Consider the following 24249-nt stretch of genomic DNA (forward strand, 5'->3'; position numbering starts at 1 on the left):
CGAATGTTGATGAGTTGTTTCAGCGTAGTAACATTGCGATGTTTTTCTTGAGCAACGCAATCACTAGCTGGTAACGGAAAGTTCCACGGTGCCTCGTTTTTTTGGCAACGGCGCTATTATACGACAGCTATGTGATATTGAGTTTGTGCCCTATGTGTTTATCGCACTTTTTATTGCTGTTTATTTTATTCATTGTGATACAAATGGAATATCTGCTTCGCCAGGTTTGAGGTGGCGAGTCAAACCTTCTTGTGTTGTGATAGCTACTAAATCACCATTAAGGTTGAAGATTTTTCCTTGTGTTAATGCACGTCCCGCGTGTGCGGAAGGTGACACTTGGTCGTAGAGCAACCATTCGTCAGCTCGGAACGGGCGCAAGAACCACATGGCATGATCCAGTGATGCGAGTTTTACTGGCTCTTCAGGGTGTGGGACGAGAGATGAGTGGAGAAGAGTCATGTCTGACATATATGCCAGTGTGCAAATGTGGAATGTTTCATCGTCGGGTAGCGCTTCCTTAGATTTAAACCACACTACTTGTTGACTTGGGGTGTATGGATTTTTCTCGAAGTCTTTCGAAGCAATTTTTCGAATATCCCAGTCTCCCCACTCATCAAGCAAGGCCCTTGAGCTTGCTGGCAGTCCGTCTCGGTCTATTTGGACAGCTTCTGGCGGGGGCACACGCCGTACAAGATCTGAATGCTCTGGTCCGTGGTCGTTTCTTATATGGAAGCTGGCCTGCATGACAAAAATTGGCCGCCCATTTTGCAGGGCGGTGATGTGCCGTGAGATGAAACTACGCCCGTCGCGGATACGTTGAACTTCAAAAATCGTAGGCTTTGATGAATCTCCTGCAGACACGAAGTATCCATGCAGAGAATGCACAATAAAGTCTTCAGTGTTGACCGTTTGCGTAGCGCATACAAGCGCTTGAGCGGCAACTTGCCCGCCGAAGGTACGCGCTAGCGCCGATTCAACAACAGGACCTCGAAAGAGATCGGCATCTAAAGTCTCAACATTGAGGACATCAAATATTCTTCCCATATGTTTTCTTCTTCCCACGGTCCGGCTTGTGAGCTATATCGATGGCCACTAGTGTAACGAAATTGATGAGTTAGCCTACTTTGTATTTCATTATTTATTTGCAGTTTCAGTGGTGGTATCCCCCATGAGGCTGCAATTATTCGTACAATTTTTCCGTGCAAAAAATCGGTTCGATCCCCTCGTTGTGCGTACTTTGGGTTATCTCTCGTATCGCCCTAGTCAAGCTCATCATGCTCGATCTTCGCCCTACAGGCGATGTTAATTATTACTATGTCGGCATCTTTGGCCTTTCTCCAAGTGCATTGCAAGAATATCCAGCCGTCGGAATATGGCCGATTAAAGCGTTATCGTGGATAACGGGTTCTGAACATGCAGTTTTTGTTGTTGGGTTTGCAGTTCTTTGTTTGCTTTTCGACGCTCTGTTTTTTGGCGCATTACTCACAGTGAGCCAAGAACGCTTTCCGGGTTCTCGGTTTGCAGCAGTTGTCTGGATAATTTTTGGTCTTGCTACCCAACACGTTTTCTTATTGCGCTTAGATATTATGTGCGGAGTGGCCGTGGGTTTGGCTGCCCTGTGTTATTTTGTGAATCCACAGCGTGCATCGGCTTTAATAGCGATAGCAACAATGATGAAGCTTTGGCCTGGAATTCTAGCTGCGGGTCTAGTGAGCGGTTTTAGAAGCATGAGCAGTTGGATACGTCTTGCTGTATTTTTTACGACTTCCGCGGTTTTAGTAGTAATTGTCTATTTTGTTGATGGTTTCGATCGACTGGTGTCGCCTTTGACGTACCAAACAGATCGAGGGATTCAGATTGAATCGATCCCTGGCACATGGTTTATGTATAAAGCTCTTGGTGATCCGGAGCATTATTCCGTCTATTACGCTACGTCGAAAAGCTTCGAAGTAACTGGCCCAAATATCGAGACGGCTTTAATGATTTCATCGTGGGCTATGCTGGCTACTGTGGTTTTTGGAGTTGGGTGGGCACTCGTGAATTTCCTGTTTGATCGTTGGAATCCAGAGACCACGTTGGCATGGTCTATCGTGATGGTCTTGCTGGTTATCTGTACAAATAAAGTACTTTCACCCCAATATGTTTTATGGATTGCCCCACTAATTGTGGTAGCCGTAGCTGTGCGCCCAAGGTCTTGGGCGGTACGTCTACTCGCAATTATGAGTATCTTCATTACGTTTTTCAGTTGGTTAGTTTATCCCGCCCGCTATGACGATATTATTTCCGTTCCGTTTGACACGTCTTTTACGATTTACGTACTTATTGCCCGAAATCTTCTCTACCTCGTTTCACTTTTTGTTGCCGTTGGATGGTGGGTTTCTATCAATGTTGAGGCACGCAGCTCGACAAAAATGCCGTGACATCGGAAAGTTTGTAGAGATTATTTCAATAAAATTGAACACTGTTTAACCCATTGTTTTATGCTTCCTATATGAGCTATGTCAGCATCAAGATGCATGCGAGCAGCAACGGAGCCCACATCTCTGGAGCTGAAACTCTTGTTGATGAATCACGGGCCAATGAATTTTTGTCCAGCTTTTATCAGCGTGCGAATAGGCATTCCAAGGGGAAACCGGAGATCACTATGTTGACAATCCGCAGAATTAAGGACGCAGATATCATCACAATCCCTGCATTAGAGGTCAAATGCCTTCCTGCTCGGTATCCTAGCGAAGCCCACCGTCAAGTAATCGAGCAACTTTCCAACGTTGTTAGTCCAACAATCGCGCAGATGGCACTTCATGCAGTCTTGGGCGCTCGCAACATGCGTGGAGCAATTCTGCTATGTGCGCGCACTGGACAACGCCTCGATCCATACGATCCACAACGAGGAGTCCGCGCATCGACGTTTGGGGTCACACCACAAGAGTCCGCTGGTCCAACACTTAAAAAATCACACTTCAACGAAGCCTTAGTCTTAGCATCCAAGGTGATGAGCGCACCGGGCATCGTCGCAGAAATATGCATCTCTGATGATCCTGCCTATACAACGGGATATGTCACCACAGAAAATACCTACATCCGTATTCCTCACATGAAAGATCCCTATTCTCCCATCGGCGGGCGTGTTTTTCTTTTGGATACTAGGTTGAGCAGGCCTGAAGATACGATTAGTTATCTTGAACAACAGCCAGTCCTCATTACCGGAGTTAACTAATGTCTCCATCGCTTGATTTTTATGCTCACCAACGCAACGTGGAGTGGCGTGAACGAGGACTTGAACGCACACCCGCGCAGTTTTCTTCACCTCAAACTCCACACGCGATAATCGATAATCGCCCTATGCTGCTATTTTCTAGCTCTGATTATTTAGGTCTTAGCGAACATCCTTTCCTAAAAAACGCCGCAATCCAAGCCATCAACTCTTTAGGCACAGGGTCTGGCGGCTCCCGATTGACCACTGGCAGCAGTATTCATCGCAGCATCGAAATTCATCTCGCTCAATTTTTCGGCTCCCCCGACGCAGTGTTTTTCGCTTCTGGCTATCAAGCAAATGTCACCATCATCTCTACGCTTGCCGGACCACATTGCACCATCTATTCAGATTCACTCAATCACGCCTCCATCATTGACGGTTGCCGACTCAGCAAATCTCACGTAAAGACTTTTCCCACCGGAGATTATGAAGCTCTCGATGACGCATTAGCTCATTGTGATACTGCGAATTCGCTTATTATTACCGATGCGGTGTTTTCCATGTCTGGCACAATCGCAGATCTCGAACGGTTACGGCAAGTAGCAGCCCGACACGGCTCATGGTTACTTATCGACGACGCCCACGGAATCGGTTGCTTAGGAAAAGCAGGGCGTGGCACTGCGCATTTGTTCCCTCACGCACCAACCGATTTCTCACAAGAAGTAATCGTCGGTACATCAAGTAAAGCCCTTGGAGGCGAAGGCGGCTTCGCATTATGCTCTGAGCAAGTTGCTACCTTGTTACGCAATCAAGGGCGCGGGTATGTCTTTTCCACCGCTCCAGCACCAGCGACGATGGCAACTACCGATGCTGCGCTGACAGTTCTAGAACAAGAACCAGATCGCATTCGCAGGCTCCAATCCAATATTGCGTACTTCGCACAGCGAAGCTCAAACGTAGTCCCAGTTCAGAAAAACGGCTTTTTCTCCCCCATCATTTCGTACACAATTGGAGACGAAAATGAAGCGCTGAAGTCTGCACAGCTACTTCGTGATAATGGATTTTTTATCCCAGCAATCAGATACCCGACAGTAAGCCGTGGAAGTGCCATGTTGAGAATAACGATGACCGCAATGCATTCTCACCACGATATTGATCAACTAGCTGATGCACTCAATCAATTAGAAAATCACCGTTTAGATGAAATAAATAACTCCTAGTCATGGGTATTGGGCAACTCGAAAAAAATAGGAAGCCGTGCAGTTCCACCAAGCCGTAAACCTCGAACTAGTGGCCGCACCCTAAGGGCTCGAGTATCTGCAACCGCGTCATTATAAAAGCGGAAGGCCAATTGAACTCGCGCCTCTGCTTCCACTAACGATGCAGGAACAGCATCACCAAGAAGAGATATACATGCACCGACGCGTTTTTCTTTTTCAGATCGTTCTGAAAAAGACTCATAGTCTAATTGGATCTTTTGGGCAGACTGCACTAGGGCATTATGTTGAGGATAAAGCGCCGCTAACACTGCAGATCGTTGATCTAATGCTGCTTGAAGCGCTTGAAGTGCAGAATCCGTACGAATATGAAGTCGATTCAGACGTTGTGCAGTGCTCCACGCCCACGCGGTAAACACGGTAATAAGGCATACAACTATTGCAACAAGAATTGTTGTCATAAATGTTTCTCCTATGCGGCGGTCACGGTGGTGCCATCACATACTGTCTCATAAACCCGCATAATTTCTTTGGAAACATTATCCCAATCGAATTCTTTTGCTCTTTGAGTTCCAGAGGTAACGAGTTTCTGCCCAAATTTGGGATTCTCAATAACGTTTCTCAGTGTAGATGCAAGATCGTCAGCATCACCATTTCGAAATAATATTCCTGACGGTTCCGGACTCTGCGCATCACATACTGCAGAAAAAGCCTCCAAATCACTAGCTACGACGACGCACCCTGCAGCCATCGCTTCTACGAGTACGATTCCGAAACTTTCTCCCCCACGGTTCGGAGCCACATAGATATCAGCGCGCCCTAGGATTTCAGCCTTTTCTCCATCGCTAACTCTCCCTACAAAATCAACTCGAGGAGCCAACGGATGATTACCGCCACCGATTACTGTAACCCGTACTTCCTGATCGAGTTGGTCTAGTGCTCGAAGAAGAATATCTAGACCTTTACGGTGCTCATCAAGTCGCCCTAAAAAGACAATCTCAGGAATTCTCCCTGACCACAACGGCTTCTTGTTGAGTTCAAATTGGGCCGTTTCGACCCCATTCGGGATAAGAATTGGATCCCCACCTAGCATCTGGACCTGCCATCGCCTAGCCATTTCCGATACAGCAATTCCACCACGGATTTTCTCTAATTGACCACGCAAAAATGGCAATGCAAATTTAAGGGCCAACGAGCGATTGCTCGAGGCATGATATGTAGCAACAATAGGACCGCGTGCTACTTTCAGCGCGGCCATGGAAAAACTAGGCGAATTTGGTTCGTGGATATGTAGCACATCAAACTGGCCGCGATTGATGAAATCTCGAGCACGTATAAATGTGCTTGGACCGAATGATAATCTTGCGACTGATCCATTATATGGGATCGGCAATGACGCGCCGCCCTTTGTTACAAAGTCTGGCAGTTGAGTTGATTCCGAAGCAGGACCCAAAACCTCAACATGATGCCCTTGCGAAATGAATTTCTCGGCTAAATCAAGCACATGGGCTTGAACCCCACCTGGAGCGTCAAAAGAATAAGGGCAGACAATACCGATTCGCATCGAGGGCATCAACTACTACGCCTTTCTTAATCATGTTTTTGTTGCAGCCCTGATTGGTAACGCCGTCGATCCAGATCACTTATCCACAACGGTTGTAAGAGATGCCAGTCCTCTGGGTGGGCCTTAATATTTTTCTCCATTATCTGAGCAATTGCCTGAACTCCAGATTTTACATCAGTAATCTCTACAGGCTCAGACAAGCTTAGGCCCCAATCGTTTCCTTCAAACCAAGTATGCGCAACATGCAATGGTGCACCACTATCAAGCGCTAGTTTTACTGCACCGGCGGGCATTCTGGTAGTTTCTCCGAAAAACTCGACTTCAACACCATTAGAGGTAAGATCCCGTTCGCCTAATAGACACACAGTCCGGCCCTCGCGAACGCGTTTCAAAAGCATAGAATACGGTGAGGTCTCGCCTCCCGTTAGCGGAAGAACTTCAAAACCTAGTGAACGACGATAATCCACAAAAGCACGGAAAAGGGACTCCGGTTTTACGCGTTCTGCCACGGTCGTAAAAGTGCCCACTTTTTTTACAAAGTACATACCTATAAGGTCCCAATTGCCTGAATGCGGCAAGACAATAATCATCGGACTGTGGGGATTAACTTGCTCCACGCCAACGGCATGGGCATCAACTCGATGAATAACATCAGGATCGCGAGCGATGACAGACAATCGGAACGCTTCACACCAATAGCGGGCGTAGGATTGCATCGATCGTTTAACCAACGCTCTATCGACGTTTTCTGCCCCCACTACCCGCGTGAGATTACGTCTAAGTTGATCCATCCCTTTGCCGCGTCGTGAAGCAATCACTGCTGCCCACGAAAATAACCGATGCGCCACGGGTTCTGGCAATAACCGGACTACTTTCCACCCAGCTAAATAAGCAGCTGCCGATGCGTGAAGCTTCCATTTTTTAAGATTTTGGAATCGCTTATTAGTCTTCATACTTGTTGACTTCATAAAAATGCTCAGTCTATGTCTGCCCCTTAGAAATTAGGGTGTTCTTTGGCTCCAGCGGGCGCAGCTGTTTTTTCCAAGGCGTTTTCAGATCGAGAAGCAATATAAAGACGCTGCCCCACGGTAAAAATCGATCCTATAGCCAATAGATAAATTGCAACGTCTACCGCGAAAGGCACACCAAGGCCGGCTAGACCAATTCCTCCCAAGCCCACAATCAGACGCTCAGGGCGTTCGACCAAACCTCCGTTCATTGTGAAACCCGACGCTTCACCTCGGGCTTTGACATAGGAAATAACCTGAGAACACACCAGAACTACAAATGATGCAACAATTAGCATTTGAGATGCAGCATGATGAAATATCAGCCACCAGGTAATAGCGCCAAACAATGCACCATCAGTAATACGATCACAAGAAGCGTCGAGAGTAGCTCCGAACTTCGTTCCCCCGCCCCGCATCCGAGCCATGGTCCCATCTACCATATCGAATGCTGCAAATACGCCTGACAGCACGGCAGCAGCAAATAGGTGATTAGTCGGAATTAAAACGACTGCGATCGCGATCGTAATAGCAGTACCTACGATGGTAATGGAATTAGGGGTAAAACCAATCTTGATCAGAGCTTTTGCCACAGGCTCGACAATGACAGATGCGGGTTTCCTACCATGGACACTAAGCATGAGCTACTCCTGGGATTCCGTCCATCTCGTTCCACGCTTGCGCGAGCAACGATCGCGTCTGACGCAACAACTGTGGCAATACTTTTGTCCCATCAATAACAGTCATAAAATTCGCGTCTCCAGACCAACGCGGCACGATGTGCATATGGAGATGTTCACCTACCGAGCCACCCGACGCACGACCCAAATTGAACCCTACATTGATAGCATCTGGGTGCGATACTGATTTCACAACTTTGATCGCAGCTTGGCCAAAAGCAAAAAGTTCAGAAATTTCTTCGGCAGTAAGGTCTTCCAAATTGGGTTCTTGGCGATAAGGAACAACCATCATATGCCCAGAGTTATAAGGGAAGAGATTAAGAAGGCAGTAAACGTACTCCCCTCTCGCAACGATGAGCCCATCTTCATCGGACATCTCAGGGATTCGAACAAAAGGATTGGTAGAGCCACGTGCATCGTCAACGGGATCTTTCTTAATGTACGCCATACGATAAGGCGCCCATAGGCGTTCTAGACGATCTTCCACGCCGATGCCTTGATCAACGTATGTTTCACCGTTGTCTGGCACTGACCCCATATCTGCTCCTCAACCACCAATTAGATAACAATGTCCAACAGTGAATTTTGAAACTTCCTGTTGCAACTATCTCAATTTCTTACTACACCGTACTTCGTTTATGCGCACAATGAGGGATTAACCCACGATGTATACATTGAATACATCGTGGGTTAATTCATAAGCACGCACGGCAACGGGTATTACACCAGTTTTTTCACGGTTTCTTCGCTTGGTTGTTCGTTATTTCGCGAAGAGATCCACTGCATGATCACGTCGATGGCTTTATCCACAGGTACCCCATTTACTTGCGTGCCGTCGAGGAATCGGAAGCTCACCGCATCAGCCTCAACATCACGCGCACCCGCTAAGAGCATAAATGGAACCTTACCCGTCGTATGATTACGAATCTTTTTTTGCATACGATCGTCAGAAGTATCCACGCTAGCGCGAACGCCTTTATCACGAAGCAGTCCTGTAACTTTCTCCAAATGCTCAGAGAAAGAATCTGCCACTGGAATACCTATTACTTGGTGAGGAGCCAACCATGCTGGGAACGCGCCGGCATAGTGTTCCAACAAGACACCAAAGAATCTTTCGATTGAGCCAAACAACGCACGGTGAATCATGATTGGTCGCTTCTTAGAACCATCGGAAGATGTATATTCTAGGTTGAATCGCTCTGGGAGATTGAAGTCAAGCTGAACAGTCGACATTTGCCAGGTTCTACCGATGGCGTCTCGAGCCTGAACCGAGATCTTAGGTCCATAGAATGCTGCTCCTGCAGGATCTGGAACGAGTTCTAGACCAGATTTAGTTGCTACACGCTGCAGAATTGCCGTAGATTTTTCCCAAATTTCATCGGAACCAACGAACTTATTCGGATCCTTGGTGGAAAGCTCAAGGTAAAAGTCATCCAAGCCGTAGTCACGAAGAAGCGAAATGATGAAATCGAGTACTGATGTGAGCTCTTGCTCAAGTTGATCCTCAGTACAGTAAATGTGAGCATCGTCTTGAGTGAATCCACGTGCACGAGTAAGCCCGTGGATTACGCCAGATTTTTCATAGCGGTAAACCGTTCCGAACTCAAAGAGGCGCAATGGAAGCTCACGGTAGGATCGACCACGCGATGCAAAGATGAGGTTGTGCATCGGGCAGTTCATAGGCTTTGCATAGTAGTCCTGAGCCTGCTTTACGACGTTTCCTTCTTCGTCAACCTCACCATCAAGCTGCATAGGAGGGAACATGCCATCGGCATAGAAATCTAGGTGGCCAGACTTCTTGAACAGATCACCTTTGGTGATGTGGGGGGTATTAACAAAGGAGTATCCAGCGTTGATATGACGACGACGAGAGTGCTCCTCCATCTCAAGACGAACAATTCCTCCGTTAGGGTGGAATACCGGAAAACCAGATCCGATTTCATCTGGGAAGCTGAACAAGTCAAGCTCTGCACCTAGTCGACGATGATCACGTTTTTCAGCCTCGGCCATCATTAGCTGGTATTCTTCAAGCGCTTCTTTAGACTCCCATGCGGTGCCATAAATACGCTGCAAACCTGCTAGAGATTGATCACCACGCCAATAGGCTGCTGATGATCGTGTCAACGCAAATGCTGGAATGTACTTGGTTGTCGGAACATGGGGGCCGCGGCACAGATCGTACCAGTCCACTTCACCTGTACGTGGGTTGACATTGTAATAACCTGTGAGATCACCAGCACCAATCTCGGTTGCCTCATCCGATTCTGGATCAACGTTTCCTTTATCGCGAATCAACTCAAGCTTATAAGGCTCGTCCTTTAGAGCTTCTTCAGCTTCGGCAACCGATGCGAAAGTTCGACGCTCAAATTTTTGCCCTTGCTTGATAATTTTCTTCATTCGCTTCTCAAGCTTTTGAAGATCTTCCGGAGTGAATGGCTCTGCAACATCAAAGTCATAGTAGAAGCCATTTTCAATCGCTGGGCCAATGCCCAACTTTGTTCCTGGAAATTCCGCTTGAACCGCTTGAGCCAACACATGGGTACACGAGTGGCGGATGACTGTACGTCCATCTTCAGTATTAGCAGGAACTGGAGTGAACTCACTATCATGCTCAGGCACAAAAGACAGATCACGCAGTGTGCCTTCACTATCCTTCACACAAACGATCGCTTCAGGACCTTTATTAGGAAGTTCCAGTTCCCGCATAGCAGCACCGACCGCAACGCCTGCAGCCACAACGAAAGGCTGATGGGGATTGGGGGCTGCCTCAATGAGATGTGCCATTAAAAAAATGCGCTCCTTACTTGCGCTCATGTTTGAGCGTCATACCTGGACGCTCAAACGTTCCGACAATAGCCCGATTTTCTCTAGTCAAAATAGTAAATGTCCACGGAAATATTCCGAGGACATTTATGATCCATTTAAACTCGGTACTTTTCGACGCGTTCTTGCTTATAGTACCGCGAATTGACTAAGAATCGAATAACGCGGCGCCCCAAATGGAAGATTCCGATTTCTTTTGATCTGTACCTGGGAAAATTGCGTACACCGCAGAACCGATATGATTGATCCACTCATTCAAACGGTCGCTAGCATCTAGGCGCTGTTGAATCGGGATGAATTGTTTACGCGGATCCTTTTGGAAACAACAAAACACAAGGCCGGCATTCGATAACTGATCGGAACCAGCCATCGGAGTCTCATTGTAAGTATAAGCACGCCGAAGGAGTCTCTGATTAGGCAAATCTGAAGGTGCCGTTGCTAATGCCATGTGGGAACGGGCATCAATCTTCGGAAGACCATATTCATCAACCGCCTCATAGTCAGCAGAATCGTGCTCTTTTCCACCGCTAAGTGGGGCTCCTTCTACGAGATCGCGTCCAACTACTACCTCTCTGGACTGACGATCCAGACGCTCCCAAGTATCTAAGTTCATCGAAATACGCCGAACAACCATGCACGTTCCACCGCGCATCCAGCGTGGAGAATCATCTGCATCATCAATCCAAACCTGCTGGTCAAAATCTTCAGCTGTATGCGGATTAATGGTGCCGTCTTTTTGGCCAAATAGATTTCGCGGAGTTTCACCCTTTTGCAAAGTGCCCCGAGCGTTTAAAAATCCCTGCTGAACCCATTTAACTTCAGCGTAATCGGATCCTGATCGGGTCATATGCCGCATGACGAAAGCTGCAGTCATTGGATCATCTGAACAAATCTGCAGTACAAGATCAGTTTGTCCCCAACGCGGATCAAGCCTGTCTTTAGAAAAGACTGGAATATCTTTAAGCCATGCAGGCTTCATTTCGGGTTTGCCGAGAATATCGAATAGCCGTGCGCCAGCGCCAGCAGTGACTGTCAAGCGTGAAGGTGACGAAGTCATTTCGGGTTCAAGGCTACCAACTGGGTTTCGCGCCTGAGTCAATTCCCGAGCATCCTCGGTCCACAGGGTTAGCAAACGTCGCACTGCAGCAGAATCCACTCCCGCACGGCAATTAAGCCCCAGCACGATAAGATGTGCCTGTGCAGGAGTGGCAATTCCAGATTGATGGATACCGTCGAATGGCTCTATTTCTTGGGCAACTGTTTGATCTGCGTCCACAGCATTCACATCATGCACAGACTCCGTGCACGCACTCAATGCCCCTGCGGCTGCAACTCCGGCTGTACCGGTAAGAAATCCACGACGACTCATCTTAAGATTTTCGCCTAGTGATTTAACAGTGAAACGTGGAGTTGCGGCCATTTTCAGTAACCTTTTCCTCAACTAGAGATTCAACGACTTAATTTTTATTTATGGCTATGATCGTGCTTCATTGTCTCACTGGTTCCGTGATCCATGTGCACTGCACCGTCTGCCCCATAGTTTTCATCACCAGCCCCCAGCTTTCGAACTGGAATATCCTTAACGTCAACTGAGGCGCCATCAGATAGTTCAAGCGTGACGGAGACAGTGTCACCAGCAGCAACTGGCTTATCGACGCCCATGAGCATCATATGATCTTTGCCTGGCTCCAAGGTGTAGGTTCCGCCAGCAGGAATTACAAATCCGCCTTCTTTTTCTTTCATGACCCCGTCAACGACCTCATGAAGTTGATTCATCTTGGCGTTAATGGAAGAACTAAATCCCACAACCGTGACATCCTTGTCAGAGTGGTTCATAATCTCACCAAAAATACCGGTCATGGATTTTCCGTCTTCCATGGAGCGAACATATGGGTTCATCATCATGACAGAATCGGCGCCCATGCTCATAGAGTTCGTTTCGGAAGCCGCCGCCGCAGCGGATGATGCGGTATCGACCTTTTTCTCAGAATCAGATTGAGAGTTAGAACAAGCCGTCAAAGCGATAGAAGCCATGGCAAAAACTGCAATAGCGCCCTTAATGCGATGAGAAGTAGACATAATTAATTATTATCCTTTCTGGGAGTTACGTCGTGCAACTAAAAAAATAGAAACAATAGCTAGTGCAATTAATGCGATCCCGCCTGCGGCGAAAGTAGTCGCCGACCTCAGCCCTTCAGAGGTGGTGGATTTCAATTCACCTCCTGCCGAGACTTCACTAGAACCGTTTACTTGTGAAGGATCAACATAAGTGAATGTGGTTCGCCCTTTGGTGGAGTGCCCATCCGATGAAGTGATCTGAAAACCAATTAGATACTCACCCGCTTGTTTTTCAATATTCGAAGGCAATGTGAAGCTCACTACCTGACCATCAAGATGAGGCTCACCCCGATACAAGACTGTCGAATCAGATTTCCGACTCAATGCAACTGTATTGAAATCTTTTTTAGGGATACCCGAAAAGGTCAGTTCAACGGTTGTCGGGAATTCCGTTACTTTTGCACCATCTTGCGGATTAGAAGAAATCACAACGTCGTGAGCAAAAGCGGTTTGCTGAAGCAAAAAAAGACTTGTTAACACGCCTATAGAAGCGAATTTAACGCCCCGCCACGTGCTACGTACACATTGACTCTTCACAAATTCACCACTCACATCAGGGGAAATCGACACTACTATCGCAGACTCAAAAATTATTAAAATTCAAAGCCTGCAATACAAGTCGTTCAGAGAATTGAAAAAGTTCCAAACCAAGTCATATTTTTCACAACCCCGAATTGGTTGGACAACATTCAAAAATCTAAGAAGACCTATTCCGCTAAGAATAGCAATGTAGCCCCATACATCCCCCAGACTTAGCTAATAGAAAAATCCCCACACCAAATAGTGTGGGGATTCGAATTGTGTGGTCCTAGCTGGGATCGAACCAGCGACCTTTCCGGTGTGAACGGAACGCTCTTCCACTGAGCCATAGGACCAGCTTCGAATCATCATCGAACGAAGATCAATGTAGCACGATCCTCACCAAAAACCCAATCTCTATATAGAACGCAGTACAACGCACTCCCGTCTCTTTTAACTCGAGACAATAAGAGACAATAAACCGCCGCCGAACCTTTTAACGACACGAAGTAACCATACTTAGTAGATATACCCACAGACTTACCTCGTCAGTTTTCACCCCACCAACTGCGGATTTGCACTAAACCGTAACATCCGGCTAGAGTTTCATCTCGCAACACAGGTTGTATGCGGATGTAGCGCAGTTGGTAGCGCATCACCTTGCCAAGGTGAGGGTCGCGAGTTCGAGTCTCGTCATCCGCTCTGGTATTTTTAAGTACCTTCCGAGGCGGCAACGCCACGGTGGAATGGCCGAGTGGTGAGGCAACGGTCTGCAAAACCGTGCACACGGGTTCGATTCCCGTTTCCACCTCATACTCGCGCGTTTAGCTCAGCGGGAGAGCGCTTCCCTGACACGGAAGAGGTCACTGGTTCAATCCCAGTATCGCGCACAAGCCTTGTTTTCAGGCTTTAAACGAAAACATGCGGATGTAGCGCAGTTGGTAGCGCATCACCTTGCCAAGGTGAGGGTCGCGAGTTCGAGTCTCGTCATCCGCTCAACTAAACCGGCTTAACGCCGGTTTTTTTATTTTCCTAGTAGTGTTAACTTGCATGCAGCGTGACTCTACCTTTTCCAATACAGAGGCAATCGAACGGATTGTTTATTCAGCTCTGCCTGCCACTACAATCGACGAACCAGAATGCCGCGCCATTGCGATTACATCTATTAATGGTTCAGCAACTTTATCGGAAGTCTCCGGTTCGCTGGGCGACCAAACAGATGCAGAGTTACTAATACAACTACTACAACTACGCGGATGGGCAGATGCCATCATTGTGGGCGCCGAAACTGCACGGAAAGAAAAATATGGTCCTGCAAGACTCCAAACAGCATTAAGACCCAAAGACAAAAGTTAGGCTGCCACAGCTTGCCTAAACTCGTGCTTTTGAGCAGATCTTTACATTTCACCTTCTCATCCGAGCTATTCTCCCCTCACCTACCGTCGGAATTATCCCCATTTGCCATAACTCAACAACCCGTCAACAGTTCCGAACAATGGAAACGGCGCTTACAAAAAGCTAATTGACCTAGGAGTAGAGGTCATCGTAGCACCGCCGACAACGAGCTCACTAAAGGTCGATCGTATTTATTTAACGATCGCCCCAAATATCATTTTTCCCGTAGACCCCCCTTTCGGAGAAATATCTGACGCTCCTGTTACTACACGCCTTGAGCTAGAAAAGCTATCTTCTTCTCCTAATGGTTTAATATTTTCACGCTATAAAGTAATTCACGACACATTAGAGAATCCTAGGCAATAAATACTTCAACTCATGAGTTATAGCCAATACACAGTTCCGACGAGCTAAGGACAAACGATGACAAATTTTAAATTGATCACCGACGCCGAATGGCGCCAACGACTCAGCAGCGAAGAGTACCGTGTTTTGCGAGAAGCAGGTACCGAAGCACCGCACACTGGGGAATACACCAACACCACCACCGAAGGTGTCTATTCATGTCGTGCTTGTGGTATTGAACTTTTTCGATCAACAGAAAAGTTCAATTCCCATTGCGGATGGCCTTCTTTTTTCTCACCATTAGCCGGCGATAAGGTTATAGAGCGCACAGACACCTCTCATGGGATGGTCCGCACTGAAGTAATCTGTGCAAATTGCGAATCCCATTTAGGGCATGTCTTTGCAGGTGAAGGTTACGATACCCCCACAGATCTGCGCTATTGCATTAACTCAGTGTGCTTAACACTAACTCCTGCAGAAGAAAGCTAAGGAACTAAATTTCATTCATTTAAAAGCGTGGGGCCAGCAGTTCGAATGCTGCTGACCCCACGCTTTTAATAGCCTTTACTACGGCAAAACGTTGACGAGTTCTGACACCTCAGACACCCGACGCCCCGTAAAAAATGGGGTTTCTTCACGAACATGAAGACGGGCCTCCGTGTAACGCATCTTATGCATGAGATCTACAATCCGATCGAGCCGAGGCGCTTCGAATGCAAGCATCCACTCATAGTCACCAAGCGCAAACGCTGGAACGGTGTTTGCACGCACGTCTGGGAAGTCTCGTGCGGCTTGCCCATGCTCAGCTAGAATTTTGCGACGCTTTTGTGGATCCATGATGTACCAATCGTAAGAACGCACAAATGGATACACCGTAATCCAATCCCCTGGCTTCTCCCCCATGATAAAGGATGGAAGGTGGGAGCGATTAAACTCCGCTGGCCGATGAAGGGAGTTACCCAACCATGCAACTTCAGAGACTTGTCCCAGCACGGTTTCTCTCCGGAACCGAGCAAAAGCGTCTTGAATTTCTTCAAATTCTTCAGCAATCCACCAAATCATGAAGTCCGCTTCCGCACGACAACCTGCTAGGTCGTAAATCCCACGAACTTCCACTCTCCCAGTAGTCCCTAGGTCGTCAAAAAAGCTTTGGGCTTGAGCAATGATTTCTGCACGATCGGTTCCCAACGCACCAGGAATCGCACGGAAAACAGCAAACTGCGAATAACGCTGCATGCTATTTAATTCTTCGAAATTGAGCTTCTCAGCCATGTATCATCTGCCTATCTTAACCTAGAACTCCCGGTGCTCAACCACTACACCGACTTTGGATCGAATTCGCCTTTTGACCAATTCACTTATCCATCCTAAGTTTGATCCACAACTTGGTCAAAGTTTATTCCCCTGAAGTAACAACGTTCCGCTAAAAATCGGCGCGCCTCCGCCCAAACTCGAGCCGACCTTATTAGGTTGTGCGATGTGACTGAAAACCAAGCAATGCCCATTATTGCCTCAGAAAGCTCTCACGAATCCATCCCTCAGGATTTTATGGACGCCGTGGAATCGATGCACAAGGCTAGGCTCCGGCCAGAGATCTCCTTAGGCACGATCCGTCCACCGCAACGGCTAGCTCCTTTTAGCCACGCAGTGGGACTGGAGGTCACCGGCGCTTTGTCAGATGATTCGCAAGGTGACGCCTTCGGCCGGCTTATCCTCCTCCACGACCCGTCATCAGACGAATCTTGGGACGGATCGATGCGATTAGTTGCTTACATTCAAGCCGATATGGATGCATCTGTTGCAAATGATCCACTTTTACCCGACGTCGCTTGGCACTGGCTTACAGAAGCTTTAGATAAAACCCATGCTGATCACACGAATCTCGGAGGAACTGTAACTGCTACAGCATCAGTTCGCTTTGGCGAAATTGGTGGACCTCCTCGTGCATATCAAGTTGAAATGCGCGCATCTTGGACAGCGGCAACAATTGATCTTGCACCTCATGTATCAGCTTTTGCTCAAGTATTAGCAAATGTAGCCGGACTGCCTCCCGAGGGTACGACAAGCATCTCCCGATAACCTAAACTTTTACTGCTATGGCACTTTTAGTCACTCAACCGAGCGAGGGATTACCCCCACTCGCTGCAACTTCTCGGTCAATTTACGAAGCAGCTTATCAGCTGTCGCAGGGCACTGGCCCCTTCGCAATAGATACTGAACGCGCTGGAGCGTATCGTTATGATGACCGCGCTTATCTCTTACAGATTCGTCGCGAAGGAAGCGGCACGGTACTTATCGACCCAGAAGCTAATCGACGCCTAGTCACATCTGTGTTAGGCAAGGTGATAAACAATCAACCGTGGATTATCCATGCCGCAGCAACAGATCTTCCTTGTCTTTCCGAGTTAGGTTTCTACCCCAGTACGATTTTCGATACTGAATTAGCAGGAAGACTAGCAGGATTACCCCGAGTTAATTTAGCGTCCATGCTCGAAGAACGCTTAGAAGTTACCCTCAAAAAAGCACACGGTGCCGAAGACTGGTCACGTCGTCCACTTCCCCACAGTTGGCTTGTTTATGCAGCGCTAGACGTCGAGAAGCTCCTTCCGCTTGCAGAATCCATGAAACTCCTACTTGATGCTCATGGAAAATTAGAATGGCATGAGCAGGAATGTGCTCATCTCATAAATACAAGCAGTCATGGCTTGGATACACAGCGTAGCTGGCAAGATATCAAAGGAGTCAGCCGTCTGACCCGACCTCGGCAGCTAGTCGTTGCTGAAGCCCTCTGGGAGTTACGTGACGATGAAGCTCGCATGAAAGATACATCCGTATCTCGCTTGTTACCGGACAAAGTACTGATTTCCGTTGCACAGCGTCCACCTCGCAACTCACAAGCTGCACTACGCGCCTCAGAGATTCCTAAACAGTACCGTAAGCGGATCGCTCGTTGGATGCCGACGATCAACGATGTTTTGGAATCCGATCCACGTACCTGGCCACGCAAATCGCAATTCGATGAGAACCAATTACCATCAAAATACGTCTGGGAAAAGATTCATCCCAGATCTCTAGAAGACTTCGAAGAGGTAAAAAATTCCATCGTTGAAAAGGCGCTACTTTTAAATCTTCCAGCAGAAAATCTCATGCAACCGCAGTCGGTCAAAGAATTATGCTGGCAGCTACGCGATGTACCACGACCGATATCACAAAACGATGTGATTGAATGCCTGATAAGGTTAGAAGCACGACCTTGGCAAATTGACAACAGCGCAGCAGTCATCACAAATGCACTCAATAAAGATTGAGTACGCTTCATAGATAAAATCCAAGGGGGAGGGCCTACATTCTGAGAAACGAAGGCCCTCCCTATTTGCAGAAGCTATTCTTTGTCTAAAAGAAAAAGCGATTCTGCAGCGGTGATAATTTGAGTCTTTATGCCTCGAGGAGACAAGCCCACAGCATCAAGTAGTTGATTCCTGCTTTGATGTTCTGGGAACACCTCAGGAAATGCCAAATTTCGAACCGGTACATCAATCTCAGAGGCATTAAGCGCCTCATTAATCATAGCGCCCACTCCGCCATGAATAATGCCATCTTCGACCGTTACAACAAGATCATGATCTGCTGCTAATCCCACGATTGATGGCGCGACAGGTACGGCCCATCGTGGATCAACCACAGTCACATTACAACCGCACTCTTCAATGTCGGACACAATTTCCATAACAGATGGAACGAGAGAGCCAACGGCAATTACTAAAATGCTCGGTGTCAAATCCTCATGATCCGAATCGGAATAATGCAATAGTTCCGCACCATCGTCGAAACGCTGCTGCGCAGTCAGCCGAGGCGGCAGTTCTCCCTTAGGGAACCTCACAACCGTTGGAGAATCAATAGTGAGTGCTTCAGCGAACAACTCCTTGAGGTTCTCGTCATCACGCGGTGCCGCAATTCGGATACCTGGTACGATCCCAGCTACTGCAAAATCCCAAACACCATTGTGACTTGCGCCATCGGAGCCGGTAACTCCCGCACGATCCAGAACGATCGTCACCGGAAGATTGAGCAAACCGACATCCATGAGTAATTGATCAAATGCTCTATTGAGAAATGTCGAATAGATAGCAACGACTGGATGGAGACCGCCTAGCGCCAAACCAGCAGCAGACGTCATAGCATGTTGCTCTGCGATTCCAACGTCAAACAATCGATCAGGGAATTTCTCACCAAAGGCAGAAAGCCCTGTCGGTCCAGCCATGGCAGCCGTGATTGCAACAATATCTTTGCGCGTCTCTCCAGCCTTTACGAGTTCTTTACTAAAAACTGATGTCCATCCGGGGCTCTTAGTACCCACTGGTTCACCGGTCTTCGGATTGATAACACCCGTCGAGTGCATCAATTCAGCTACGTCATTTTCAGCAGGGGCATATCCTTTGCCCTTTTCTGTCACCACATGAACAATCAGAGGACCTTTATGGTCTCGTCCATAGCGTAACGCGGCCTCTACAGCTTTCGTATTATGTCCATTAACTGGACCAATATACTTCATGCCCAATTCTGGGAACATCTCTGTAGGGATGACACTTGACTTCACGCCTTCTTTAAAAGCATGAAGAGCTTCAAATGTACGCTCGCCTACCCACCCTAAAGATTTAAGAGTAGTTTTACCTTGCTCCATCACGCGGTCATAGCTTGGTTTCATCCGAAGCGCCGCTAAATTATCCGCAAAACCGCCAATAGTCGGCGAATAGCTTCGCCCATTGTCATTGACCACCACCACAACATTGCGCTCGGTCCCAGTTGCAATATTGTTTAAGGCCTCCCAACACATACCACCAGTTAGAGCGCCATCACCGACGACTGCAACCACATTTCGAGCTTTTTCGCCTTTTAGTTGGAAAGCCTTCGCCAATCCATCCGCATACGATAACGAAGCTGACGCATGCGATGATTCAGTCCAATCATGGTTGCTTTCAGCGCGAGAAGTATATCCAGACAATCCATCTTTTTGGCGAAGGGTATCGAAAGCTCCTGCACGACCTGTCAAAATCTTATGAACGTAGGACTGGTGCGAGGTATCAAAAATGATGGGATCACTTGGTGAAGAAAATACACGATGTATTGCGAGTGTCAGTTCGACCACCCCAAGGTTCGGACCTAAGTGGCCTCCAGTCGCCGAAACCTTTTCCACTAAAAATTCGCGGATCTCGCTCGCTAATGTATCTAATTGTTCGTAGCTTAAATTTTTGACATCGGCAGGTGACGAGATGTGCTCAAGAATGCTCATGCGCGTTGAGTTGCACCCTTTCATAAAAATACTGGCGGTTTACAGATCAGGCACAGACTCAACTGCGCGAAAATCCAACAGCTTTGACTACCAGTGCCTTGCTATGCAAAAAGACAATAGAAAGATCAAAGACATCGAATAAAGTCTTGACAACAAGTGTACTCTGCGTAACGCACTGCCAAGACTCTAGCAGCAAAGTCCCTCTAATCTAATTAGTTTTCTTTGTTAATAAACCGATGGTTTCGCAGTGATGCGTACCGGGAAACGCATCGAATACACGCAGTTTTTCCAACATAAAACCGTTTCGGTTCCATTCGGCGATGTCACGAGCAAACGTGGCAGGGTCACAACCGATGTGTATTGCAGCTTGTGGTCCCGATTGTGCAATCGCTCGTACTGTTTCAGCACCAGCTCCTACTCTGGGTGGATCTAATACAACGAGAGTAGGGGCAGGCAGTTGATTCATGGCCTGCTCAACTGTTGCCGTGTAGAAAACTATTTTTTGATCCTCCACTAGTTGAGAAAGAGCTCGTTTGCCAGCCGAAACTGCAGCCGGCGCACTTTCTACACAATGGACAACACCACGATTATCAACTGCCGATAAAATCGCCGAAGCAAAAGAACCACATCCGCCATAGAGATCCCACGCCACCAGTGACGACTCTGTATTCCGAATTATTAGAGATCCAAACCATTCGCGAATGGTATCTGCATATGCTTGAGCCGCATCTTTGTGAGCTTGCCAAAATCCAGTTGCAGGGAGTTCAAATGTTACGCCATCAATAACTTGGGAAACTTTGCCAGTACCCTCTACGACTTTTATCATCGACTCGGTACGTTTACCGCGGGGCGCTGGTTGAGTCTCAACGACAGTGCGCTGACCGAGATCATCACGAACAACCACTACTTGAGATCCTGGGGTAAAACGTAATACATTCTGTTCCGGACCTACTATGCCAGCAAGCAACCCCATTACGCCTTGACTACATGGCACTCCTGAAACGACTTCACGTGACTGACCTGCGAATCCCCCTGCTCTGCCCTGAGCATCAACACCTAAACGCATGCGGGTTCGCCACTGAGTAGGAGAACCGAATGATACAACTTCACAGGAAGGAGGCTGTGAGACCTTTCCGAGCCTCTCCAATTGTTCAAGAACTAAATCAGCTTTGTACCGGCCCTCAATTTCTGGATCCAATTCACCAAAATCACAGCAGCCAGCACCATTCGCAGCAGCTAGGCATCGTTGCTGCCTTCGAAGCGGTGAGGGCATCTCGATCGACGCGATGGTAGCCCGAGCAAACTTCTTTTTCACATGAGTGATATTTGCGCTGAGTCGATCCCCTGGGAAAGCGCCTTTCACGAATATTACTCGTCCATCGTATTTGGCAATTCCCTGTCCGCCATGTGCAGCATTAAGAATTTCAACATCTATAACGCTTCCGCGTTCAATGCCTTGCTTGTCCTTTGTCATATCGTTCTTTTTCTTCGTCTAGTGGAGCGGTGGACGTCGAATCTAAGAAGTCATTGACCGCCTGATTGGCGCGTATCACCATAAAATACATCAGTTTTGCAACTACTCGGGTAAGAAATTTCGATCAATTTGTGAACGTCTCTTCGTATCCGAAATCCATCTTGACCACTAAGAACTTACTCAGACCCAATAGCTGCCGAGGTTTAACGAGAAAACTCTGCGAAACTTAAATCCCCAGTGATTCGATCGTTCTTGGTTTCGCCTGATACGTAATTCACAAACAATATCTAAATTAAGTTTTATTCAATTGGAGTTGCTTGCTGTTCAGCTCGCCGCATCATTTCCTGTTGGACCTGTTCTGCCAATGGTTGTGGCAAAGCTACTGGAAGACTACTTCCCGCCAAAATTGGCTCATTTCCGCGGCGAACAAACGTACGCGCTACAACCTCTCGACCCAATTCAGCCATACGCTCAGCGCTTTCCGATGGCGCTGCCAAAGTAACTCGTAGCATCCATCGAGGTCCATCAACACCAATAATTCGGATCACACCGTTGCCGTCATCGGAGGTTCCTACGATCTCGCGCCCCCACGGCCCTTGTTGGAAATCGACATCAAGATTGTCAGCACGCATTCCTTCAGCAATTTCTTGGGTTGCGGAGCGCCACTGACCTGGCGCCTTAGGGGCAGCAAACGCTACGGGAGTAATACGACCGAATTGAGTCAAAATGTGAAGCATTTTGGGTCCATCTGGTCCCATTTCCACTTGGACTTCTGATGTCTTTGGCAAGGGTACAAGAAGTGACCCGAGGTTGAGAATGCCGCCTGCAAAATCGGAGAAATCAAAATCCTCAATATTCACGGAATCAGCATCAAAGGGACCAGTTTCCCCTGAAATTGCATCGTGAATTGGGTCAGGTGAATCTGCATCAGTTTGAGTGACTTTTTTTTGCGTATCGACGCCCCGCTGTACAGCAGCTGCCTCATGATTATTTTCATCATGGTCAGAATCACCATTTTGGCGTTTAAAAGGCCACATAATTACTCCATTGGTTGATTGTTAAAGAAGTTTTGGTGTTGCTTCACAGATTCTAGTCTCAGTTAACTCCAGTAGATCCGTAACCGTTGATACCACGCTCGGTTTCTGACAATGTTTCAACTTCGCAGAAATCGACCAGCTCAACCTTTTGCACCAGTAATTGTGCAATCCTTTCCCCTCGCTCAATGTGAATGGGAGTCGTGGGATCCAAATTAATCAGGCAAACTTTAATCTCACCGCGATAATCAGCATCAATAGTACCTGGAGTATTGACGATACTCAGACCTTCTTTCAAAGCACGACCAGAACGAGGGTGAATAAGGCCAACAGTACCTATTGGCAGTGCAATCGCTATGCCAGTTCCGACAAGAATCCGATGTCCTGGTTCGATTGTGACACTTTCAGCCGAAAATAGATCAGCGCCGGCGTCACCGCAGTGCTTGCGAACCGGCAGCGGAAGCTCAGGGTCTAATCGCTGAATTGCCACCATACTTGGCTTTTCGTGATCGTTTTCCATACGGTATCTTCCTTACGTTCAGCTTGAGCAGTCGAACTTTAACTAATACGAGTTATAACGAACTATCAAGATAACAAAGGTTGCTTCTAAGTTCAGAAAGTGTCGTTGGCTATTGTTGCCAGCATAAGTAGACTATCGAGTTGTGACTTCCCAAAATTCTAGTGCTGGATCAGCTGCAGATACATCGGTTATTTATTCCGAAAAACAATGGGTTCCATGGCACTGGTGGTTACTCGGCGCATTCGTTGTAGCGTTAATTACTGCACAACTTGCTATGAACCGTTCCGCATTGTGGCTGTATGCCCCTGCGGTCCTTCTTACGGCAGTGGCAGTATGGGTATTGTTGTCGCTTTCCAAAACCAGAATTGCAGTCGAAGTTGATCCAGATGGTACCCGTTGGTTGGTTGCTGGCGATGCGAATCTACCTGATTCGGTAGTTTCGCGATCGATGATGGTCCCCGCAACTGCAAAAAGAAATGCAATGGGGCGCCAACTAGACCCCAGCGCTTTTGTGGTCTCACATGAATGGGTACCTGAGATGGTGATGCTGGTCCTAAATGATGATGACGACCCTACGCCCTATTGGCTCGTTTCTTCCAAGGACCCCGAAACACTACTTCATGCATTTTTGCCACATCAACATCCATCTCGATAACAAAAATGGAGCTGCACAAAAGCAGCTCCATTTTGCTATGCGCAGTCTTTACACACAACAGACCCATCATCTTCTACATGATCGATCCGATTATTACGCTGCACGAGGAAACACTCAGAGCACGTGAATTCATCTGCTTGGCGAGGAATCACGGTGACATTGAGTTCTTCACCGCTAAGATCAACCGCAGGCAATTCAAAAGGCTCGACGATCTCTCCATCGTCGTCCATATCGTTTTTGTTAGATTCCGCGGCTTTTAGTCCTTCGAGAGAATCAGATTCCATCTCATCTTCTTCTCGACGACGAGGTGCATCATAATCAGTGGCCATGGGGCACTCATCCTTATACGTTGTGTCAGGAAAAAGCGATCAAAGCATTGTTAATAAGGGGGCTGGCTCGATCGCTTTTGTGG

At 47.6% G+C, this 24249-nt stretch carries 23 protein-coding genes, 5 tRNA genes and 1 pseudogene; 12 read left to right on the forward strand and 17 right to left on the reverse strand.

Annotation, left to right across the window (positions count from 1 at the left end; all coding sequences use genetic code 11):
• Positions 1-189: 189 nt before the first annotated feature.
• A complete protein-coding gene (locus CIP100161_RS06995; protein WP_155873098.1) occupies positions 190-1044 on the reverse strand; it encodes an acyl-CoA thioesterase in 855 nt (284 codons plus the stop codon).
• A gap of 155 nt (positions 1045-1199) precedes the next feature.
• On the opposite strand from CIP100161_RS06995, the gene CIP100161_RS07000 reads away from it, so the two are divergent.
• From CIP100161_RS07000 to CIP100161_RS07010, 3 genes are all read left to right on the forward strand, one after another.
• Entirely contained in the window at positions 1200-2420 is a 1221-nt protein-coding gene (locus CIP100161_RS07000; RefSeq protein ID WP_155873100.1) for a hypothetical protein, read from the forward strand.
• Positions 2421-2491: 71 nt separating this feature from the next.
• A complete protein-coding gene (locus tag CIP100161_RS07005) occupies positions 2492-3217 on the forward strand; it encodes a 6-carboxyhexanoate--CoA ligase (protein ID WP_155873102.1) in 726 nt (241 codons plus the stop codon).
• On the forward strand, positions 3217-4416 hold the full coding sequence (locus tag CIP100161_RS07010; RefSeq protein WP_155873104.1) for an aminotransferase class I/II-fold pyridoxal phosphate-dependent enzyme: 1200 nt from the start codon (positions 3217-3219) through the stop codon (positions 4414-4416). Before CIP100161_RS07005 ends, CIP100161_RS07010 begins: the two co-directional genes overlap by 1 nt.
• Here CIP100161_RS07010 and CIP100161_RS07015 read toward each other — a convergent pair.
• The 10 genes from CIP100161_RS07015 to CIP100161_RS07060 form a co-directional block, all read right to left on the reverse strand.
• Complete coding sequence (locus CIP100161_RS07015) at positions 4413-4874, reverse strand: hypothetical protein (protein ID WP_155873106.1); 462 nt, start codon at positions 4872-4874, stop codon at positions 4413-4415. The genes CIP100161_RS07010 and CIP100161_RS07015 overlap by 4 nt on opposite strands.
• Positions 4875-4885: 11 nt before the next feature.
• Positions 4886-5986, reverse strand: a complete 1101-nt coding sequence (locus CIP100161_RS07020) for a glycosyltransferase family 4 protein (protein ID WP_155873108.1) — start codon at positions 5984-5986, stop codon at positions 4886-4888.
• Positions 5987-6003: 17 nt separating this feature from the next.
• A complete protein-coding gene (locus tag CIP100161_RS07025) occupies positions 6004-6945 on the reverse strand; it encodes a phosphatidylinositol mannoside acyltransferase (RefSeq protein ID WP_155873110.1) in 942 nt (313 codons plus the stop codon).
• 26 nt (positions 6946-6971) lie between these two features.
• Entirely contained in the window at positions 6972-7625 is a 654-nt protein-coding gene (gene pgsA, locus CIP100161_RS07030; protein WP_155873112.1) for a phosphatidylinositol phosphate synthase, read from the reverse strand.
• The gene (locus CIP100161_RS07035; protein WP_155873114.1) at positions 7618-8202 is read right to left on the reverse strand and encodes an HIT family protein; all 585 of its coding nucleotides are present in this window, start codon (positions 8200-8202) and stop codon (positions 7618-7620) included. The genes pgsA and CIP100161_RS07035 overlap by 8 nt, the downstream gene beginning before the upstream one ends.
• 182 nt (positions 8203-8384) lie before the next feature.
• Positions 8385-10448 (reverse strand): threonine--tRNA ligase, encoded by a 2064-nt coding sequence (gene thrS, locus CIP100161_RS07040; protein WP_155873116.1) that lies wholly within the window; start codon positions 10446-10448, stop codon positions 8385-8387.
• A gap of 187 nt (positions 10449-10635) precedes the next feature.
• On the reverse strand, positions 10636-11907 hold the full coding sequence (locus CIP100161_RS07045) for a Dyp-type peroxidase (protein WP_155873118.1): 1272 nt from the start codon (positions 11905-11907) through the stop codon (positions 10636-10638).
• Between the two features lie 44 nt (positions 11908-11951).
• Positions 11952-12566, reverse strand: coding sequence for a copper chaperone PCu(A)C (locus CIP100161_RS07050; protein WP_155873120.1), 615 nt, complete (start codon positions 12564-12566; stop codon positions 11952-11954).
• A gap of 9 nt (positions 12567-12575) precedes the next feature.
• Positions 12576-13142, reverse strand: a complete 567-nt coding sequence (locus CIP100161_RS07055) for a copper resistance CopC family protein (protein ID WP_155874557.1) — start codon at positions 13140-13142, stop codon at positions 12576-12578.
• Between the two features lie 266 nt (positions 13143-13408).
• Positions 13409-13480: transfer RNA gene (locus tag CIP100161_RS07060), tRNA-Val, on the reverse strand.
• Between the two features lie 273 nt (positions 13481-13753).
• Between CIP100161_RS07060 and CIP100161_RS07065 the strand changes: the two genes are divergently transcribed.
• The 6 genes from CIP100161_RS07065 to msrB all read left to right on the forward strand — a co-directional run bounded on the left by CIP100161_RS07065 (position 13754) and on the right by msrB (position 15353).
• Positions 13754-13826, forward strand: a tRNA-Gly gene (locus CIP100161_RS07065).
• A gap of 38 nt (positions 13827-13864) precedes the next feature.
• Positions 13865-13935: transfer RNA gene (locus tag CIP100161_RS07070), tRNA-Cys, on the forward strand.
• A 7-nt stretch (positions 13936-13942) separates the two neighbouring features.
• Positions 13943-14014, forward strand: a tRNA-Val gene (locus tag CIP100161_RS07075).
• A 33-nt stretch (positions 14015-14047) separates the two neighbouring features.
• A tRNA-Gly gene (locus CIP100161_RS07080) sits at positions 14048-14120 on the forward strand.
• A 54-nt stretch (positions 14121-14174) separates the two neighbouring features.
• Positions 14175-14480: a dihydrofolate reductase family protein gene (locus CIP100161_RS12165; protein ID WP_232053123.1), complete on the forward strand. Its 306-nt coding sequence runs from the start codon at positions 14175-14177 to the stop codon at positions 14478-14480.
• A 462-nt stretch (positions 14481-14942) separates the two neighbouring features.
• The gene (msrB, locus tag CIP100161_RS07090; protein ID WP_155873122.1) at positions 14943-15353 is read left to right on the forward strand and encodes a peptide-methionine (R)-S-oxide reductase MsrB; all 411 of its coding nucleotides are present in this window, start codon (positions 14943-14945) and stop codon (positions 15351-15353) included.
• 78 nt (positions 15354-15431) lie between these two features.
• On the opposite strand, the gene hemQ is transcribed toward msrB, so the two are convergent.
• A complete protein-coding gene (gene hemQ / locus CIP100161_RS07095; protein WP_155873124.1) occupies positions 15432-16136 on the reverse strand; it encodes a hydrogen peroxide-dependent heme synthase in 705 nt (234 codons plus the stop codon).
• 207 nt (positions 16137-16343) lie between these two features.
• Here hemQ and CIP100161_RS07100 point away from each other — a divergent pair, with 207 nt between their 5' ends.
• Both CIP100161_RS07100 and CIP100161_RS07105 read left to right on the forward strand, forming a co-directional pair.
• A complete protein-coding gene (locus CIP100161_RS07100; RefSeq protein ID WP_155873126.1) occupies positions 16344-16943 on the forward strand; it encodes a DUF3000 domain-containing protein in 600 nt (199 codons plus the stop codon).
• Between the two features lie 17 nt (positions 16944-16960).
• Positions 16961-18185 (forward strand): annotated as a pseudogene (locus CIP100161_RS07105) (HRDC domain-containing protein).
• Positions 18186-18246: 61 nt separating this feature from the next.
• Here CIP100161_RS07105 and dxs read toward each other — a convergent pair.
• The 4 genes from dxs to dut form a co-directional block, all read right to left on the reverse strand.
• Positions 18247-20154, reverse strand: coding sequence for a 1-deoxy-D-xylulose-5-phosphate synthase (dxs, locus tag CIP100161_RS07110; protein ID WP_174775775.1), 1908 nt, complete (start codon positions 20152-20154; stop codon positions 18247-18249).
• A gap of 208 nt (positions 20155-20362) precedes the next feature.
• A complete protein-coding gene (locus CIP100161_RS07115; protein WP_155873132.1) occupies positions 20363-21628 on the reverse strand; it encodes a class I SAM-dependent RNA methyltransferase in 1266 nt (421 codons plus the stop codon).
• Positions 21629-21927: 299 nt separating this feature from the next.
• Complete coding sequence (locus CIP100161_RS07120) at positions 21928-22665, reverse strand: DUF3710 domain-containing protein (protein ID WP_155873134.1); 738 nt, start codon at positions 22663-22665, stop codon at positions 21928-21930.
• Between the two features lie 58 nt (positions 22666-22723).
• A complete protein-coding gene (gene dut, locus CIP100161_RS07125) occupies positions 22724-23182 on the reverse strand; it encodes a dUTP diphosphatase (RefSeq protein WP_155873136.1) in 459 nt (152 codons plus the stop codon).
• Between the two features lie 142 nt (positions 23183-23324).
• Here dut and CIP100161_RS07130 point away from each other — a divergent pair, with 142 nt between their 5' ends.
• On the forward strand, positions 23325-23837 hold the full coding sequence (locus tag CIP100161_RS07130; protein WP_155873137.1) for a DUF3093 domain-containing protein: 513 nt from the start codon (positions 23325-23327) through the stop codon (positions 23835-23837).
• Positions 23838-23872: 35 nt separating this feature from the next.
• Here the strand turns inward: CIP100161_RS07130 and CIP100161_RS07135 are convergent, their stop codons facing one another.
• The gene (locus tag CIP100161_RS07135) at positions 23873-24166 is read right to left on the reverse strand and encodes a DUF4193 domain-containing protein (protein WP_003851778.1); all 294 of its coding nucleotides are present in this window, start codon (positions 24164-24166) and stop codon (positions 23873-23875) included.
• Between the last annotated feature and the right edge of the window lie 83 nt (positions 24167-24249).

The organism is Corynebacterium rouxii, from assembly GCF_902702935.1.
Classification (GTDB): domain Bacteria; phylum Actinomycetota; class Actinomycetes; order Mycobacteriales; family Mycobacteriaceae; genus Corynebacterium; species Corynebacterium rouxii.

Bases quoted from the DNA above. Each gene is read 5' to 3' on its own strand.
- msrB (WP_155873122.1), top strand. From the start codon at position 14,943: ATGACAAATTTTAAATTGATCACCGACGCCGAATGGCGCCAACGACTC.
- CIP100161_RS06995 (WP_155873098.1), bottom strand. From the start codon at position 1,044: ATGGGAAGAATATTTGATGTCCTCAATGTTGAGACTTTAGATGCCGAT.
- CIP100161_RS07010 (WP_155873104.1), top strand. From the start codon at position 3,217: ATGTCTCCATCGCTTGATTTTTATGCTCACCAACGCAACGTGGAGTGG.
- CIP100161_RS07115 (WP_155873132.1), bottom strand. From the start codon at position 21,628: ATGACAAAGGACAAGCAAGGCATTGAACGCGGAAGCGTTATAGATGTT.
- dut (WP_155873136.1), bottom strand. From the start codon at position 23,182: ATGGAAAACGATCACGAAAAGCCAAGTATGGTGGCAATTCAGCGATTA.
- CIP100161_RS07005 (WP_155873102.1), top strand. From the start codon at position 2,492: ATGAGCTATGTCAGCATCAAGATGCATGCGAGCAGCAACGGAGCCCAC.
- hemQ (WP_155873124.1), bottom strand. From the start codon at position 16,136: ATGGCTGAGAAGCTCAATTTCGAAGAATTAAATAGCATGCAGCGTTAT.
- CIP100161_RS07015 (WP_155873106.1), bottom strand. From the start codon at position 4,874: ATGACAACAATTCTTGTTGCAATAGTTGTATGCCTTATTACCGTGTTT.
- CIP100161_RS07035 (WP_155873114.1), bottom strand. From the start codon at position 8,202: ATGGGGTCAGTGCCAGACAACGGTGAAACATACGTTGATCAAGGCATC.
- CIP100161_RS07020 (WP_155873108.1), bottom strand. From the start codon at position 5,986: ATGCCCTCGATGCGAATCGGTATTGTCTGCCCTTATTCTTTTGACGCT.
- thrS (WP_155873116.1), bottom strand. From the start codon at position 10,448: ATGGCACATCTCATTGAGGCAGCCCCCAATCCCCATCAGCCTTTCGTT.
- CIP100161_RS07050 (WP_155873120.1), bottom strand. From the start codon at position 12,566: ATGTCTACTTCTCATCGCATTAAGGGCGCTATTGCAGTTTTTGCCATG.
- CIP100161_RS07135 (WP_003851778.1), bottom strand. From the start codon at position 24,166: ATGGCCACTGATTATGATGCACCTCGTCGTCGAGAAGAAGATGAGATG.
- CIP100161_RS12165 (WP_232053123.1), top strand. From the start codon at position 14,175: ATGCAGCGTGACTCTACCTTTTCCAATACAGAGGCAATCGAACGGATT.
- pgsA (WP_155873112.1), bottom strand. From the start codon at position 7,625: ATGCTTAGTGTCCATGGTAGGAAACCCGCATCTGTCATTGTCGAGCCT.
- dxs (WP_174775775.1), bottom strand. From the start codon at position 20,154: ATGAGCATTCTTGAGCACATCTCGTCACCTGCCGATGTCAAAAATTTA.
- CIP100161_RS07045 (WP_155873118.1), bottom strand. From the start codon at position 11,907: ATGGCCGCAACTCCACGTTTCACTGTTAAATCACTAGGCGAAAATCTT.
- CIP100161_RS07025 (WP_155873110.1), bottom strand. From the start codon at position 6,945: ATGAAGTCAACAAGTATGAAGACTAATAAGCGATTCCAAAATCTTAAA.
- CIP100161_RS07120 (WP_155873134.1), bottom strand. From the start codon at position 22,665: ATGTGGCCTTTTAAACGCCAAAATGGTGATTCTGACCATGATGAAAAT.